The 15093-nt window shown below is 66.7% G+C and carries 14 protein-coding genes and 1 riboswitch; of the genes, 6 read left to right on the top strand and 8 right to left on the bottom strand.

Annotation, left to right across the window (positions count from 1 at the left end; translation table 11 throughout):
- Positions 1-41: 41 nt before the first annotated feature.
- From K7W03_RS17765 to K7W03_RS17775, 3 genes are read left to right on the top strand one after another with little or no spacing between them, the layout of a single operon-like run.
- A complete protein-coding gene (locus K7W03_RS17765; RefSeq protein WP_065846966.1) occupies positions 42-1172 on the top strand; it encodes an efflux RND transporter periplasmic adaptor subunit in 1131 nt (376 codons plus the stop codon).
- A 12-nt stretch (positions 1173-1184) separates the two neighbouring features.
- The gene (locus K7W03_RS17770) at positions 1185-4328 is read left to right on the top strand and encodes an efflux RND transporter permease subunit (protein WP_044660813.1); all 3144 of its coding nucleotides are present in this window, start codon (positions 1185-1187) and stop codon (positions 4326-4328) included.
- Positions 4325-5701, top strand: coding sequence for an efflux transporter outer membrane subunit (locus K7W03_RS17775; protein WP_065846962.1), 1377 nt, complete (start codon positions 4325-4327; stop codon positions 5699-5701). The genes K7W03_RS17770 and K7W03_RS17775 overlap by 4 nt, the downstream gene beginning before the upstream one ends.
- Positions 5702-5777: 76 nt before the next feature.
- Here K7W03_RS17775 and cobU read toward each other — a convergent pair whose 3' ends face one another.
- Genes cobU through K7W03_RS17810 form a run of 7 tightly spaced genes read right to left on the bottom strand, consistent with a single transcriptional unit; the run spans position 5778 to position 10876 of the window.
- On the bottom strand, positions 5778-6281 hold the full coding sequence (cobU, locus tag K7W03_RS17780) for a bifunctional adenosylcobinamide kinase/adenosylcobinamide-phosphate guanylyltransferase (protein WP_065846964.1): 504 nt from the start codon (positions 6279-6281) through the stop codon (positions 5778-5780).
- 5 nt (positions 6282-6286) lie between these two features.
- A complete protein-coding gene (gene cbiB, locus K7W03_RS17785) occupies positions 6287-7222 on the bottom strand; it encodes an adenosylcobinamide-phosphate synthase CbiB (RefSeq protein ID WP_130029998.1) in 936 nt (311 codons plus the stop codon).
- Positions 7215-8192, bottom strand: a complete 978-nt coding sequence (locus tag K7W03_RS17790; protein ID WP_222886950.1) for a threonine-phosphate decarboxylase — start codon at positions 8190-8192, stop codon at positions 7215-7217. The genes cbiB and K7W03_RS17790 overlap by 8 nt, the downstream gene beginning before the upstream one ends.
- Entirely contained in the window at positions 8189-8899 is a 711-nt protein-coding gene (locus K7W03_RS17795; RefSeq protein WP_130029999.1) for an adenosylcobinamide-GDP ribazoletransferase, read from the bottom strand. Before K7W03_RS17795 ends, K7W03_RS17790 begins: the two co-directional genes overlap by 4 nt.
- Positions 8896-9459 carry a histidine phosphatase family protein gene (locus K7W03_RS17800; protein WP_130030000.1) on the bottom strand — a complete coding sequence of 188 codons (564 nt, stop codon included), beginning with the start codon at positions 9457-9459 and terminating at the stop codon, positions 8896-8898. The genes K7W03_RS17795 and K7W03_RS17800 overlap by 4 nt, the downstream gene beginning before the upstream one ends.
- The gene (cobT, locus tag K7W03_RS17805; protein WP_099186757.1) at positions 9456-10472 is read right to left on the bottom strand and encodes a nicotinate-nucleotide--dimethylbenzimidazole phosphoribosyltransferase; all 1017 of its coding nucleotides are present in this window, start codon (positions 10470-10472) and stop codon (positions 9456-9458) included. The genes K7W03_RS17800 and cobT overlap by 4 nt, the downstream gene beginning before the upstream one ends.
- On the bottom strand, positions 10469-10876 hold the full coding sequence (locus K7W03_RS17810; RefSeq protein ID WP_065846362.1) for a DUF1636 domain-containing protein: 408 nt from the start codon (positions 10874-10876) through the stop codon (positions 10469-10471). The genes cobT and K7W03_RS17810 overlap by 4 nt, the downstream gene beginning before the upstream one ends.
- A gap of 191 nt (positions 10877-11067) precedes the next feature.
- Positions 11068-11258: riboswitch (cobalamin riboswitch) on the bottom strand.
- A 334-nt stretch (positions 11259-11592) separates the two neighbouring features.
- On the opposite strand from K7W03_RS17810, the gene K7W03_RS17815 reads away from it, so the two are divergent.
- The 3 genes from K7W03_RS17815 to K7W03_RS17825 all read left to right on the top strand — a co-directional run bounded on the left by K7W03_RS17815 (position 11593) and on the right by K7W03_RS17825 (position 14035).
- The gene (locus K7W03_RS17815) at positions 11593-12105 is read left to right on the top strand and encodes an MgtC/SapB family protein (RefSeq protein ID WP_226870270.1); all 513 of its coding nucleotides are present in this window, start codon (positions 11593-11595) and stop codon (positions 12103-12105) included.
- Positions 12106-12425: 320 nt separating this feature from the next.
- Positions 12426-13406, top strand: a complete 981-nt coding sequence (locus tag K7W03_RS17820) for a sterol desaturase family protein (protein WP_025546605.1) — start codon at positions 12426-12428, stop codon at positions 13404-13406.
- 29 nt (positions 13407-13435) lie between these two features.
- Positions 13436-14035, top strand: coding sequence for a hypothetical protein (locus K7W03_RS17825; protein WP_052628138.1), 600 nt, complete (start codon positions 13436-13438; stop codon positions 14033-14035).
- Here the strand turns inward: K7W03_RS17825 and K7W03_RS17830 are convergent.
- Positions 14006-15049, bottom strand: a complete 1044-nt coding sequence (locus K7W03_RS17830; protein ID WP_222886951.1) for an isopenicillin N synthase family dioxygenase — start codon at positions 15047-15049, stop codon at positions 14006-14008. The genes K7W03_RS17825 and K7W03_RS17830 overlap by 30 nt on opposite strands.
- Positions 15050-15093: the final 44 nt, after the last annotated feature.

The following is a 15093-nucleotide window of genomic DNA, read 5'->3' on the forward strand; positions in this document are numbered from 1 at the left end:
GGGCGAAGTCCCCATCTTCATTCTGGACCCGCCCGACGACCATGCCCAGCCGCCTCCCCGCCCTTCGGACCGCCCCCATGGCGCTTTGCGTCCTTGTCGCCGCCTGCGGTCACAAGGAGGCGCCGAAAAAGGGACCGGTGGAGGTCGGGGTGGTGACTCTGGCGGCGCAGGATGTGACCGTATCCACCGAACTGCCCGGCCGCACCGCCTCCACCATGATGTCGGAGGTCCGGCCGCAGGTCGCCGGCGTCGTCCAGAAGCGGCTGTTCGCGGAGGGTTCGACGGTCAGGGCGGGCCAGCCCCTCTACCAGATCGACCCCTCGCTCTACCGCGCCTCCCGCGACGAGGCGCAGGCCACCTTGGCCAGCGCGCAGGCGACCGCCGCCGCCGCGCAGGCAAGGGCCAGTCGCTACCGTACGCTAGGCCAGAGCGAGGCGGTGAGCGCGCAGGATCGCGACGACGTCATCGCCACGGCCCGTCAGGCCGCCGCCGCCGTGCAACAGGCCCGCGCCACGCTCCAGACGGCGGGCATCAACCTCAACTTCACGCAGGTCCGGGCGCCGATCAGCGGGCGCATAGGCCGGTCCGCCGTGACGCCCGGCGCGCTGGTGACGGCCAGCCAGGCGACGCCGCTCGCCATCATCCAGCAGCTCGACCCGATCTTCGTCGATGTGACGCAATCGAGCGCAAAGCTGCTCCAGTTGCGCCGCGCGCTGGCGGCGGGCAAGGCGCTGCCCGCCAGCGCCACGATCCGGCTGAAACTGGACGACGGCACCGATTATCCGCTGGAAGGCCGCATCGAATTTGCCGAGCCCATCGTCGATCCCGACAGCGGCACCGTCACGCTGCGCGCCCGCTTCCCCAATCCGGACGGCCTGCTGCTGCCCGGCATGTTCGTGCGCGTGGTCGCGCCGCAGTCGGTCGTGCCGAATGCGATACTGGTGCCGCAGCAGGGCATCAGCCGCGATCCCAAGGGCAACGCCACCGCGCTGGTGGTGGACAAGGGGAACAAGGTCGAACGGCGCACCGTCACCGCCGCGCAGGCCGTGGGCGACAAATGGCTGATCACCGACGGATTGCGGAGGGGCGACAGGCTGATCGTCGAGGGCACGGACAAGGTGCAGCCCGGCGACACGGTCAAGGCCGTTCCGGTCGACCAGGCCGCGAAATAAGGGGCCGGGACCTTGCTCAGCCGCTTTTTCATCGAACGGCCGATCTTCGCCTGGGTCATCGCCATCGGCATCATGATGGCAGGCCTGGGCGCGATGCTGACTCTGCCGATCGCCCAATATCCGGACATCGCCCCACCGTCGGTCAACATCAGCGCCAACTATCCCGGCGCGGCGGCCGAAACCGTGGAGACCAGCGTCACCCAGGTCATCGAGCAACAGCTCACCGGCATCGACGGTCTCATGTACTTCTCCTCCTCGTCCACGGCCAATGGACAGGCGCGGATCACCGTTACCTTCAAGAAGGGCACCGATCCCGACACCGCGCAGGTGCAGGTGCAGAACAAGGTGCAGCAGGCGCTGAGCCGGCTGCCCAATGCCGTGCAGCAGCAGGGCCTGACCGTCACCAAGTCCCAGACCGATTTCCTGATGGTCGTCGGCCTTTACGACAGGACCGACACGGCGTCGCAGGCCGACATCGCGGACTATCTGGTCAATAATTTCCAGGACGCCATCGCCCGCGTCGACGGCGTCGGTTCATCCCAGATCTTCGGATCGCAATATGCGATGCGCATCTGGCTGGACCCCTACCGGCTGGCCACCGTCAAGCTGATGCCGTCGGACGTGCAAAGCGCCATCGCGGCCCAGAATGTCGAGGTGTCGGCGGGCCAAATCGGCGCCGACCCCGCGCCGGAGGGGCAGCAGCTCAATGCCACCGTCACCGCTCGCGCGCGCCTGCAGACGCCCGAGCAGTTCCGCAACATCATCGTCAAGACGCAGAGCGACGGATCGGTCGTCCACCTGTCGGACGTGGCGCGGGTCGAACTGGGCAATGAAAGCTACACCTCCTCCGCGCGCCTCAGCGGTCATCCCGCCTCCGGCATGGCGTTGCAGCTCGCGCCGGGCGCCGACGCGCTCAAGACCGCCGAACTGGTCAAGGCGAAGGTGCGGGAACTGTCGACCAACCTGCCGCATGGCTACACCGTCACCTATCCACGCGACACCACGCCCTTCATCAAGCTGTCGGTGGAGGAAGTGGTCCAGACGCTGATCGAGGCGGTCGCTCTGGTGGTGGTGGTGATGTTCATCTTCCTGCAAAGCTGGCGCGCGACACTGGTGCCCGCCATCGCCGTTCCGGTGGTGCTGCTCGGCACATTCGGCGTGCTGGCGCTGTTCGGCTATTCGATCAACACGCTGACGCTGTTCGGCATGGTGCTGGCCATCGGCCTGCTGGTCGACGACGCCATCGTCGTGGTCGAGAATGTCGAACGCATCATGGAAGAGGAAGGACTTTCCCCGCGGCAGGCCACCATCAAGTCGATGGAGGAGATCGGCAGCGCCCTGATCGGCATCGCGCTGGTCCTGTCCGCCGTGCTGCTGCCCATGGCCTTTTTCGGCGGGTCGACGGGCGTCATCTACCGGCAATTCTCGATCACCATCGTCTCCTCCATGCTGCTTTCGGTGGTCGTTGCGCTGATCCTTTCGCCCGCCCTCTGCGCGACGATCCTGAAGCCGGTTTCGCATGAGAAACGCGACCGGGGATGGACCGGCAAGTTCAATCGCTGGTTCGGCCGCGTCACCCATGGCTATATGGCGCGGCTGAATGGCTTCATCGGCCGGCGGACCGTCTTCTGGATCGGCTATGCGGTGATGCTCGGCCTGCTCTGGCTGCTGTTCGTCCGCCTGCCCACCAGCTTCCTGCCGGTGGAGGACCAGGGCCAGGTGATGGTTCAGGTCACATTGCCCGCCGGCGCCAAATCCTCCCGCACCAGCGCCGCGATCGACCAGATCCAGAATTATTTCGTCAATGACGAGAAGGACAATGTCGACTTCATCTTCGTGACCCAGGGCTTCAGCTTCGCCGGGCAGGGTGAGAATACCGCCCAGGGCTTCGTCAGCCTCGTGCCGTGGGACAAGCGCAAGGGAGCCGCCAACAGCGCTACCATGATCGCGAACCGCGCCACGAAGCAACTCGCCGCGATCCGCGATGCCAAGGCGCTGGCGATGACTCCGCCCTCCATTCGCGGGCTGGGCCAGTCCAACGGCTTTACCTTCGAACTGCTGAACACCGGCGGCCTCAGCCGCGAACGCTTCCTCGAACTGCGCAACCAGCTCATGAAGGCGGCGACCGGCAGCCCGAAACTGGCGGGCGTGCGCGCCGCCACGCTGGAGGACACGCCGCAGCTCAAGGTCGACATCGACTCCGAGAAACTCGCGGTACTCGGCCTCACCCAGAGCAGCGTCGACAATGTGCTGAGCGCCGCCTGGGGCAGCACCTATATCAACGATTTCGTCGACCGCGGCAGGGTGAAGCGCGTCTATATGCAGGCCGACGCGCCCTTCCGCGCCCTGCCGACCGATCTCGACAATTGGCAGGTGCGCTCCGCCACGACGGGGGAAATGGTGCCCTTCTCCGCCTTCGCCACCACCCACTGGACGATGGGGCCGACCACCGTTTCGCGCTATAACGGCCAGTCTTCCTATGAAATCCAGGGGCAGGCCGCGCCCGGTTCCAGTTCGGGCGAGGCGATGGACGAGATGGTGAAGCTGCAAAAACAGCTTCCCCCCGGCACCGGCTATGCCTGGAGTGGCCTATCCTATCAGGAGCAGCTTTCCGGCGGGCAGGCGCCGCTGCTCTACGGCCTGTCGGTGCTGGTCGTGTTCCTCTGCCTCGCCGCGCTCTACGAAAGCTGGTCGATCCCGCTCGCCGTGCTGCTGGTGATCCCGCTCGGCCTGATCGGCGCGGTGCTGGCGGTGACGCTGCGCGGGCTGGAGAACAACATCTATTTCCAGGTCGGCCTGCTCACCACCATGGGCCTCGCCGCCAAGAACGCGATCCTGATCGTTGAATTCGCGGAACTCGCCTATCTGCAGGGCAAGGACGCCATGTCCGCCGCGCTGGAGGCCGCGCGCCTGCGCTTCCGCCCGATCCTGATGACGTCGCTGGCCTTCATCGCGGGCGTCATTCCGCTCGCCATCGCGAGCGGCGCGGGCGCGCAGAGCCGCGTCGCCATCGGCACGGCGGTGATCGGGGGCATGCTGACCGCGACCGTGCTCGCCATCTTCTACGTCCCCCTCTTCTTCCTGACGATCATGCGCATCTTCAACCGCAAGAATCCGCCCTCCCCCGCCGCCAACGCCACGGAGGTTCCGGCATGAGGCGCGCCTTCCTCATCCTGACCTGGGGGGCGGCCCTGTCGGCCTGCAACATGGCGCCGACCTATGTGCGGCCTACGCCCCCGGTGCCCGCCGGCTTCCCCGGCGGCCCAGCCTATGCGCCCGCGGCCGCGACGGAAAGGCCCGGCCTGCCCTGGACCGCACTGGTCGGCGATCCCAGCCTCAGGACGGTGATCGGGCGTGCGCTGGACAATAATCGCGACCTGCGCGCCGCGCTCGCCAATGTGGAGGCGGCCCGGGCGCTCTACCGGGTGCAGCGCGCCGAACGGCTGCCCGCCGTCACCGGCGAGGCGGCAGCCAGCTTTTCCCGGCGGAACGACGCGCGCCAGGACAGTTACAGCGCCGACATCGGTTTCAGCGCGTTCGAGATCGACCTGTTCGGCCGGGTGAAGAACCTGACCCGATCGGCGCTGGAATCCTATCTGGCGACCGAGGAAGGGGCGCGGGCGACCCGCATCGCCCTGATCGCGGAAACGGCCACGGCCTATGCGACCTTGGCCGCCGATCAGGAATATCTGGACCTTTCCCGGCAGACATTGGCGAGCGCCGAACGGACGCTTGCCCTCACCCGGTCGCTGAACGGCGCGGGGCTGATCGGCAAGCTGGACGTCCATCAGGCCGAAACCACGGTCGAACAGGCGCGCAGCGACATTGCCGCGAACGTCACCCAGGTGGCGCAGGACCGGAACGCGCTGGACCTGCTGGCCGGCGCGCCGGTCGAGGATGCGCTGTTGCCCCGGTCGTTGCAGCAACTGACCAGCAGCATTGCGAAGGTGCCGGCGGGCCTTTCCTCCGACGTGCTGCTCCAGCGGCCGGACGTGCTGCAGGCCGAACATCAGCTGAAGGCCGCCAATGCCGACATCGGCGCGGCGCGCGCTGCGATGTTCCCGAGGATCAGCCTGACCGCGGCCATCGGCGTCGCCAGTTCGGCGCTGTCGTCGCTTTTCACGGGCGACGGCTTCGCCTGGTCGGCGGCGCCGTCCGTCGGCATGCCGATCTTCGGGGGCGCGGCTCGCGGCAATCTCGAATATAGCAAGGCGCAGCGCGACCTCAGCTTGGCCCAATATGAAAAGGCGATCCAGACCGCCTTTCAGGAAGTATCCGACGCACTGGCGCGCGAAGGCACGATTGACGAGCAGCAGGCCGCCCAGCAGCGTCTGGTCCTCGCCAGCCAGCGCAGCTACAGGCTGGCCGAGGAACGCTATCGCGCGGGCATCGACCCATTCCTCAACAGCCTGACCAGCCAGCGAAGCCTCTACAATGCGCAGCAAAGCGCGATCGCGACGAACCTGGCGCTGATCAGGAACCGCATCCTTCTCTACCGGGTCATCGGGGCCGATTTCCGGGAAGGATGATCGCCATGGCTGGCCGAATCTGCGCCGCCTGAACTGGCCCCCAAAGGTCAGGCGGCCGGCCACATCCAGCCTGACCTTAGCCCTTCAACCGCAGCGGCAAGCCGGCGGCCATCAATATGACGTCCTCGCACAGGGCCGCCATCTGCTGGTTCAGCCAGCCCGCCTCGTCCCGGAACCGCCGGGCCAGGGCATTGTCCGGCACGATGCCGAGGCCCACTTCATTGCTCACCAGCACGACAGGAACCGGACAGGCCATCATCGCCTCCGCCAGCGCCGCCCGGGCGCTGGCCAAATCCTCTTCGGCAAGCATCAGATTGGTCAGCCACAGCGTCAGGCAATCGACCAGGACGGCATCTGCCCGGCGCGCTGCTTGGGACAGGGCGGCGGGCAGGTCCATGGGCGCGTCGATGGTCAGCCAGCGGCTTCCACGCTCACCCTTGTGGCGCGCTATCCGCTCCTCCATCTCCGCGTCGAAGGCCTGCGCGGTCGCGATATAGGCCAGGTTCCCGTTCCCGACAGCCTCGCAGCGTTGCTGCGCATAGCGGCTCTTGCCGGACCGGCATCCGCCCAGCACCAGCATTCTCGTCATCCGACATTCTCCCAAATGGCGGCCAGGACCCACAGCAGCAGGCAGGCGCGCAAATAGATCCGGAGCGCGGCCCGCATCGCGCGGACGTCCGCTTCCCCACCCGCGCCGATCCATGGCTTGTCGTGCAGCACGCCGTCATAGTGGATCGGTCCCGCCAGCCGGATGCCGAGCGCGCCGGCCATCGCCGCCTCCGGCCATCCCGCATTGGGCGAGGCATGCTTCCGGCGATCCCGCCGCAACACGGCCCATCCGCCGCCGCCCGCAACGCACAGGATCAAGCCGGAGAGCCGCGCCGGCACCCAGTTCAACAGATCGTCGAAGCGGGCCGCCGCCCAGCCGAAGTCGGTATAGGGCGCTTCCTTGTGCCCGATCATGCTGTCGGCTGTGTTGACGGCCTTATAGGCCCATATTCCCGGCAGACCGAGCAGCAGCAGCCAGAACAGCGGCGCCACGACGCCATCGCAGAAGCTTTCGGCCAGACTTTCTATGCCGGCCCGTGCAACGCCCGCCTCATCCAGTGCGGCCGTGTCGCGGCCCACGATCCGGGCCACCGCCTGCCGCGCGGCATCCAGATCCCCGCGCGCCAGAGCGCGAACCACCGGCGCCACATGGACATAGAGGCTGTTCTGCGCCAGCGCCGGCCATGCGGCGAGCGCCAGCCATGGCCAGGCCATGGCCCCGCCCCAGCGGCGGATCGCCCATTCCAAAGCCAGACCGGCGCCCCCGCCCACGGCCAGCAACAGCAACAACAGGGCGAGTCCCGTCCAGCGGCGCAGCGGGCCGCTCCACGCCTCCCGGTTCCATCGCCGCTCCGCCACGCCGATGATCCGGGCGAAACCGCCCACCGGATGGCCGATCCGCGCATGCAGCCAGCCCGGCCAGCCAAGCGCCGCATCCAGCATCAGCGCCGCCAGGGCCACCGGCTCACCCATCGGCCAATGCCCGGTCAAGACGGGCGAGAGCCCTCGTATCGGCAGGCAGGCCGATCCGCAGCCAGCGCCGGTCCTCCTCGAAGGGGCGCGTCAGGATCGAACGCCGCGCCAGCCTGTCGAACAGGGCCCACCCATCTTCCAACTCCACCAGACGGAATAACGGGCATTCGCCCCGCGCCCCCAATCCGTGCCGCGCCAGCAAACCATCCAGTTGCGCCGCGTGCTCGCCCAGCGCCGTCACTGTCCCGTCGATCCAGTTCCGGTCGCGATAGGCCGCGCCGCCGAACGCCACCGCCGCCGCCGAAACCGGCCATTCCCCCAGCATCCGCCGCAGCTGTACGACGATCTCTCGCGGTCCGAGCAGGAAACCCAGCCTGACACCGGCCAGCCCGAAGAATTTACCGAAGGACCGCAACAGGATCAGCCGCCGCCCATCCCCCACTTCGCCCGCCAGACTGCATGAAGGCACGGCGTCGGCATAGGCTTCGTCGACGATCAGCCATCCTCCGCGCTCCTCCAGCCGGGCCAGCCATTGCAGCAGGCGGGCAGGCGGCAGGATGCGCCCGTCGGGATTGTTGGGGTTGGCGAGCAGCAGGGCGATCGCTTCGCGAGGCGGTTCTTCATCGGCGGACATCGGGGCGCCATGCGCGAAAATCTCCGCATGGGTGCGGTAGCTGGGCACGAGCCATCGTGCGGGCATGTCCAGCATCCGCCCCACCAGCCGCAATCCCGCCTCGCTGCCGGGTACGGTGCAAAGATGATCGGGATCGACCCCGAAACAGGCCGCCGCCGCCGCCTCCATCGCCGCCAGATCGTGCGGATCGGGCAAATGCCGCCAGTCGATGGACAGATGATCGGACCCCGGCCAAGCCAGGGGGTTGATCCCGGTCGAGAGATCGATCCAGTCCTGCCCGCCATAAGCGCCCCGCGCTTCGGCCAGGCGGCCGCCATGCCAGGTGAAGCCGCTCATCGCGCCACCGCCATCGCCAGCAGCAGGGCGCTCTCCAGCAATTCGATGCCGGCGCCATGCCCATCCCCGGAGATGCCGCCGATCCGCGACCGCAGCCAAAGACCCCAAAGCGGGATCAACGGGATCGCCGCCAAAAGGGCAGGCTCCCGATAACCCAGCGCCAGCCCCAATATCGACCAGAAGATAAACGGCTCGGCCCGCCAGCCGGCCCGGAAACGGCTGGCCAGTCCTTCGTGGAGCGGCGGCAGCCAGCGCGTCCAGAATAGCGGCCCGATGCGCGCCACCATCGCCACGGCCGCCAGCATCCATGGCGGAAAGCTTTCCAGCCAGAGCCGCAACAGCACCAGCTTGGCCGCCAGTTGCAGGCCGATGGCGACAACGCCGAAGCTGCCGATATGCGGATCGGCCAGAACGGCGGACAGGCGGCTCCGATCGCCATGCGCCGCCCCCGCCGCATCCGCTATGTCGCCCAATCCATCCAGGTGCAGCGCACCGGTCACGGCCACCCAGGCGACCAGGCCGAACAGCGCCCCCGCCCAAGGGTCTATGCGCATGCCCAGCCCGGCACCGCCCGCGACCACCAGCCCGACGGCAATGCCCGTTGCGGGCAGCCAGCGGATGGCGGCGGCGAAATCCCCCTCATCGACATCCTGCGCGGGCAACGGCAGGCGCGTCATCAATTGCAGGGCCAGCACCAGCCGCTTCATGCGGTCAGGCCCGTAATCTGTCCCGACCGCCCTTCCGGCCAGACCCGCAGGCTCAGCACCGCGCCATAGGGCAGGTCAACCGCCCAGCCCTGCCGCACGTCGAAACCGCACAGCACAGCCAACGCCGCCCGTATCGCCCCGGCATGGCAGACCACCAATGCCGGCTCGCCAAGCACGTCCAGCCCGTCCCCGATCCGGGCGCGTAGGTCGGTCCAGCTTTCGCCCCCAGGCGGCGGAAATCCGTCCGGATCGTCCCAGAAGCGCGCCAGATCCTCCGCAGGCAGGAGCGCGGGGTCCGCACCCTCCCAATCCCCGAAATTCAGTTCCCGCCAGCGCCGGTCGACGTCAAGTTCAATGCCCCGCTCCGCCGCGATCGCCGCGCCCGGCGCCCGCGCCCTGGCGAGGTCGGATGTCACCACCCGCGCGAAATCCAGATGCCGCGCCCGCTCGATGCAGAGGGCGATCCCCTCCGCTTCAGGCGGGGCGTCCAGATGGCCGAGCAACCGTCCGGCAAGCTGCGGTGCGCCATGGCGCATCAGGTGGAGGGGAAAGGCGTTCATAGCGCACCTGCCACCGCCGCTTCGGCAAAGGTCGCCATGCCGCCATGCGCTGCCAGAGCGGAACGCACGATCTGCGCCGCGACCGCCGCGCCGCTTCCTTCGCCCAGCCGCATGTCGAGCCGCAGCAACGGCTCCAGCGCCAGAGCGGCCAGCAGGCGTTCATGCCCCGCTTCCGCCGACATATGGGCGGCCATGCAGTGCCCGACGATCGCCGGATTGTCCTTCGCCAGCGGCGCGACCGCCGCGCAGCCGATGAACCCGTCCAGCATCACCGGCACGCGCAGCATCCGCGCCGCCAGCACCGCGCCGGCCAGCGCCGCGATCTCTCGCCCGCCCAGCCGGCGCAACGTTTCGAAGGCATCGGCGCAACGCGCCCCGTGCAAGGCGAGCGCCCGCGCCACAGCTTCGGCCTTGCGCGCCAGCCCGTCGCCATCCACGCCTGTCCCGCGTCCCACCCAATGGGCCGCAGCAGCCCCAAAGGCCTGCGCGCAGAGCGCCGCCGCCGGCGTGCTGTTGGCAATGCCCATCTCGCCCAGCAGCAGCAGGTCCAGTCCCGGTTCCACCGCCACCGCCCCCGCATTGATCGCGCTCAGGCAATCCGCCTCGCTCATGGCCGCCGCGACGCAGATGTCGTCCGTCGGCCTTTCCAGATCGAGCGCGACGACGGCCAGCTCCGCCCCGCAGGCTTGGGCCAGCGCATTGATCGCCGCGCCGCCATGACGGAAATTCGCCACCATCTGGGCGGTGACCTCGGCCGGGAAGGCGCTGACCCCGCGCGCGGCCACGCCATGATTGCCGGCGAAGATCGCGGCGCGGATGCGCTCCGCCCGGGGGCGTTCCCGCCCCTGCCAACCCGCCATGAAAAGCGCGATCTCCTCCAGCCGCCCAAGCGAACCGGCCGGCTTCGTCAGCACCCGCTGCCGCGCCGCCGCGGATTCGGTGGCGCCTGCATCCGGGGCGGGAAGGTCGGCCAGCGCGGCGGCAAAGGCCGCGCGGTCGTCGAACCGGATCATGAACAGACGAAGCCTTCGGGCGGCGTCCGGACGATGAAATGCCCCTTCACCCCCTGGGGCCAGTCCGCATAGCGCACCACGCCCTCGTCACTTTGGGCATGGCGCAGGGCATAATCCAGGATCGCGCGCGCGGCTTCCTCATCCGGCGTGAAGTCGCCCAGCACATAGCCGATCTTGCCCGTTCCGCGCACATGTACCGTGCAATGGCGCTGACAGGCGAAGAGGCAGGGCATGTCCTGAACAGCGACGGACGCATAAGCGGGATCGCCTTCGCGTACCCTGTGCAGCGCCTCTGCCAGCAAGGCGCCGCCCCGCCGTCCGGCAGCATCCTCCCGCTGTTCCGCCGAAAGGCGGCAGGTCGAACAGACGACGACCGAAGTCCCCGGCCCCACGGCCCGCAGCATCAGCGATCGCTCCGCAAATCAGTCATTCCACATCCTCCCGCCCGACGGCATGTGCCCCGACGGGAACCGGGCAAGGGAGGACGGTCCGGCACCAGGCAGGCGACAGGCCTTCCCCCGCACGGTCCAACCGGCAAGGCGATGGCTGTCGTTCAGCGAGGGAACCCCCGTTCGGCCGGCACACCCTGTCCGGTCGAAGAACGACGGCGTCAGGCAGGTCTCCTGGCTCGCGGGTCGATGCTTTCCGGCCGCCTTCTCGGACCTTCATGGCCCAATGGCGCGATGGCCGGATGGCTCGCCGCTTACAGTTGCAGGGGCAGCGCGGGCGTTCCACCCGACTTCCCTTTTCATCCCCTTGCGGGGAACCTGTCGCACCAGCGCTGATAAAGCCGCCTTCGTCCAATCGCAAGGGTGGAAAAAACAAAGCCGGCCCAGCCCGCTCCAATGGCGCGACTTCCCCTCGGCCGGGCAATGGCAAAGCTTCTCTTCACCTGCGTGAACTGCTATTATCGGGCGATAGGGAGAGGGCCATGGCGATTCTGACGCGATGGATGGACTGGTTCTGCCGCCTGTTCGCATGCACGGCTGAAAACGACATGCGGGTCAACGACCTGATCGCGCACCTCCGTTCCGACATCACCGAACGCTGAGCGGCAGGCGCGAAGCCGCTTTCCCATTCGGCCGCATTCACGGGAACGGGCGCGCCTCTCGCGGGTATTATGGCTATGTTGGCCAACGACCTCGGCACCACGCTCGTCCGCCTTTTTCTCGCGACCCTGCTGGGGCTCGCCCTGGGGTTCGAGCGCGAACGCAACGGCCATGATGCGGGCCTGCGCACCCACGGGCTGGTATCGCTGAGTTCGGCCATGCTGACCCTGTCCGCCCTGGAACTGGCGGAGGTCCACAAGGACAGCGACCCGATCCGCGTCGTTCAGGGCCTTGCCCAGGCCATTGGCTTCATCGCGGGCGGCCTGATCTTCGTGCGCGGCGGAGATGTGCGCAACATGACCACGGCGGCAAGCCTGTGGATGGCCGCTGCCGTCGGGATCACGGCGGGCGCCGGCCAATATGTCCTCGTGCTGGCAGGGTCGCTGATCGCGCTGCTCCTGCTTTCCCTGCTGCTCATATTCGAAAAGCATATCGGTCCGCGCGAGAGCGGATCGGACGATCCGGACGCCGATTCCATGACCATGCCCAACCGGCGCGGGTCCGCCCCGGAGCGCGAAAACTGAAAGCCGGCAAGATGCGTTGAAACGAGCAGCCGGAAATCGCCCGCCCACGGTCCGTCGTCCCTTCGCCCTAACGGATCGTCATTCCGGAAACTGCGCCGTCATCTGTGCGGATCGGAATAGCCGGCGCATGATTCACCGCCGCCGGGTTGGAAAGGCATAGGCAGCATCTATGGGGCATATACCTTAATCGCATCTGGCGCGTTGGGCGCGTCTTCCCGATGCTGAAACGACATGAAGTTCAATGAACTGCGAACATCATTTTCGTCGCCTGGCGAGGCGGACACGCCCGCAGGGACGAGGCAGCATCTCGAGGTCAGCATATGGACGGCGTTCGCGTAGGCAAGAGAGTGATAGGCGCGCAGGCGCCCGTCATCATCGGGTGGGAAAATATAGGCCGGGTGGAAGGCGGACCGCTCAAGCAGTTCATCTTCACCTGGTTCCAGCCCACGGCGCTGTTCGCGCTCATCGCCTTCTGGTATTATGCGCCCAATTCCATCGCCAAGGCGTCCACCGCCATCGGGATCGGCATCGGTTTCAGGGTGCTGCTGCTGGCGCTCGAATGGGTCAGCCCGCGCTATGAGAGCTGGCGCCTGACCTGGAAGGAACTGGTCACCGATCTCTTCTATGTCGGGCTGGGCTACACTATTCTGGACCTTGTCGAACATTATATCGGCAGCGGTGCGGTGATCGAGGCCATTCAGCACAGTTTCGACTGGGACAAGCTGGCGTGGTTCACGGGCCTGCCGCTGCTGGTGCAGGCTTTCCTGATCTCCTTCATTTTCGACTTCGGGCAATATTGGATGCACCGGGGGATGCATAACTGGTATCCGCTCTGGCTGCCCCATTCGGTGCATCATTACATCACCCAGTTGAACATCAACAAAGGCGCGGTCGGCAATCCCGTCGAGCTTTTCCTGATCGGGCTGGGCATTGGCGGGTTCTTCGACTTCCTGCCGAGGGCCGCCCTCCTTGCCGGCAGCTTCGGTCTGGCGATCGGCACCTATCAGCACATCAATGTCCGCTTCAACACGCCGCGCTGGTGGCGCTTCCTGTTCAACACCACCGAACATCACAGCCTGCATCATTCGCAGGACTTCGAAGCGACCCGCAGCAATTATTCCAACACCTATATCTTCATCGATCGCATCTTCGGAACCTGCGTCGATGGCGAGGCCGAATTGCTGGGACTGGAGGGCGGACGCCGGATGTCGATCCGCGAGCAGATGACCTATCCCTTCACCGAAGGCTGGAAGACGATCAAGGAACGCTACGGCCGCCCAGCGGCGGTGCCGGCTGAATAAGGCAACTGCTCTTGCAAAAAGGGGATCATGTGACAGCGCGTTTCCTGGACTGGATCTGGCATATAAAGGGCAGCATGGCGCTCGCCTCCGGGCAATCGGCCGATGAGGCAATGGCCAGGCTCGGTCCCCTGTTCCGTCAGGCCGGCACCAGCCATGAGCGTATTGGCGACACGCTGACCTTCAGCAAGAAGGATCAGGCCGCGCAGGACAGGATGTCCATCTTCGATGGCGGCATTCTCAGGATCGAGAGGGAGCCGGCCGGGCCGGTGCTGCGCTATTGCCTGACCAGCCGGGCATTGCTGTTCTGCTTCCTGGCGCCGCTGCTGTTCCTGAGCTTCGCCGGGCTGACGATCGTCGCCGGCAAGCTCGCAAAGCCAGCGGCGCAGGAGACGGTGAAAAAGGACGACAAGAAGGACAAGGTCCTGCCGCAGCACTGGATCGACAAGGCGCTGGGCGCGCCGGCGCCTGAAAAGCCCAAGAAGGACGACAAGAACAAGGAGGATGGCAAGACGCCAAAGCCCACCGCGGCCTATGTCTTCGCCGGCCTGTTCGCCGCGCTCTATGTCGTGGGACGCATTCTGGAGGGTCGGCTCGTCAAATCACTGTTCAGAAAGAGCCTGCTGAGTTGACGATGGCTGCATCGGTTCGGCTGCGCTGCTGGCCGGGCCGAAGGAATCGAGCGGCAGGGCGCCGTCGAGCACGAGTTCGCCGCTGGCGATCCTGCGCTTCAGATAGGCGAAGGTCTGCGCCGTCTGGTTGAACAGATGCTCGCCGCCCTTGAGCGGGGCGTAACGGGGCGCCTCCCCGCGCACGACCGGGGCAACGACATAATCATAGTCGCACGCGTGGAAGAGCGCGAAGGAATAGCGTTCTTCCCTGACCTTCTTCACGCGGTGCCGTGTCGCGGCATAGCGGCCGTTGGAGAGTATCTCCATCATGTCGCCGATGTTCATGATCATCGTGCCCTCGACCAGGGGAACGTCGATCCACTGGCCCTGCCGGTCGATGATCTGGAGACCGGGCGCCGTTGCGAACAGCAGGGTGAAACATTCGTAATCGGTATGCGCGCCGATGCCCCGGCGATCTTCAGCGGTCGCGTCGAAGGGATAATGGATCAGCCGAAGCTGGCTGGGGGGATTTCGCAGATGCGCCTGGAAATGGTCTTCGTCGAGCCCGAGCGCCAGGGCGAAAGCGCGGAAAAGCTGGCCACCAATACTCGTCACATGGCGGTAATAAGCCTGCACGTCTTCGCGGAAGCCCGGCATTTCAGGCCACAGATTCGGACCCAGCAGCGGTCGCCTACCCTCGGAGCGCACATAGTCGCAATTGACGTCGAACGCCTCTTTGAGGTCGCGCTGGCCGGCGGCGAATTGCTCCTCCCCCACCGGCACATAGCCGCTGTGGTTTTCCGAAAGGCCGATATAGCTCTTCATCTTGGTGTCGGCGTCGAGCGCGAAATAAGCCTGCGCGCGCGCGACGATCCTGCGGAACAAGGCGTCGTCCATCTGTGCGCCCACTATGTAGAGGAACCCTGCCTCCACGCAGGCGCGGTCGAGTTCGCGGGCGACGGAAAGCCGATCCTCAAGCCTGGGGCTGTCCAGTTTCGAAATATCGACGAGCGGCAGGACATGGTGCTGTGTCATGGGACTAAGGTAAATCCCCCGGGGCATAGCGATAGATGGACCCA

The sequence above is a fragment of the Sphingobium sp. PNB genome, from assembly GCF_019873065.1.
Lineage (GTDB): Bacteria > Pseudomonadota > Alphaproteobacteria > Sphingomonadales > Sphingomonadaceae > Sphingobium > Sphingobium fuliginis.

Excerpts from the sequence above, each read along its gene's own strand:
- cobT (WP_099186757.1), bottom strand. The coding sequence starts at position 10,472 with ATGATCCGGTTCGACGACCGCGCGGCCTTTGCCGCCGCGCTGGCCGAC.
- K7W03_RS17815 (WP_226870270.1), top strand. The coding sequence starts at position 11,593 with ATGGCTATGTTGGCCAACGACCTCGGCACCACGCTCGTCCGCCTTTTT.
- K7W03_RS17820 (WP_025546605.1), top strand. The coding sequence starts at position 12,426 with ATGGACGGCGTTCGCGTAGGCAAGAGAGTGATAGGCGCGCAGGCGCCC.
- K7W03_RS17775 (WP_065846962.1), top strand. The coding sequence starts at position 4,325 with ATGAGGCGCGCCTTCCTCATCCTGACCTGGGGGGCGGCCCTGTCGGCC.
- K7W03_RS17810 (WP_065846362.1), bottom strand. The coding sequence starts at position 10,876 with ATGCTGCGGGCCGTGGGGCCGGGGACTTCGGTCGTCGTCTGTTCGACC.
- cbiB (WP_130029998.1), bottom strand. The coding sequence starts at position 7,222 with ATGGGTGAGCCGGTGGCCCTGGCGGCGCTGATGCTGGATGCGGCGCTT.
- K7W03_RS17795 (WP_130029999.1), bottom strand. The coding sequence starts at position 8,899 with ATGAAGCGGCTGGTGCTGGCCCTGCAATTGATGACGCGCCTGCCGTTG.
- K7W03_RS17790 (WP_222886950.1), bottom strand. The coding sequence starts at position 8,192 with ATGAGCGGCTTCACCTGGCATGGCGGCCGCCTGGCCGAAGCGCGGGGC.
- K7W03_RS17830 (WP_222886951.1), bottom strand. The coding sequence starts at position 15,049 with ATGACACAGCACCATGTCCTGCCGCTCGTCGATATTTCGAAACTGGAC.
- cobU (WP_065846964.1), bottom strand. The coding sequence starts at position 6,281 with ATGCTGGTGCTGGGCGGATGCCGGTCCGGCAAGAGCCGCTATGCGCAG.
- K7W03_RS17765 (WP_065846966.1), top strand. The coding sequence starts at position 42 with ATGCCCAGCCGCCTCCCCGCCCTTCGGACCGCCCCCATGGCGCTTTGC.
- K7W03_RS17800 (WP_130030000.1), bottom strand. The coding sequence starts at position 9,459 with ATGAACGCCTTTCCCCTCCACCTGATGCGCCATGGCGCACCGCAGCTT.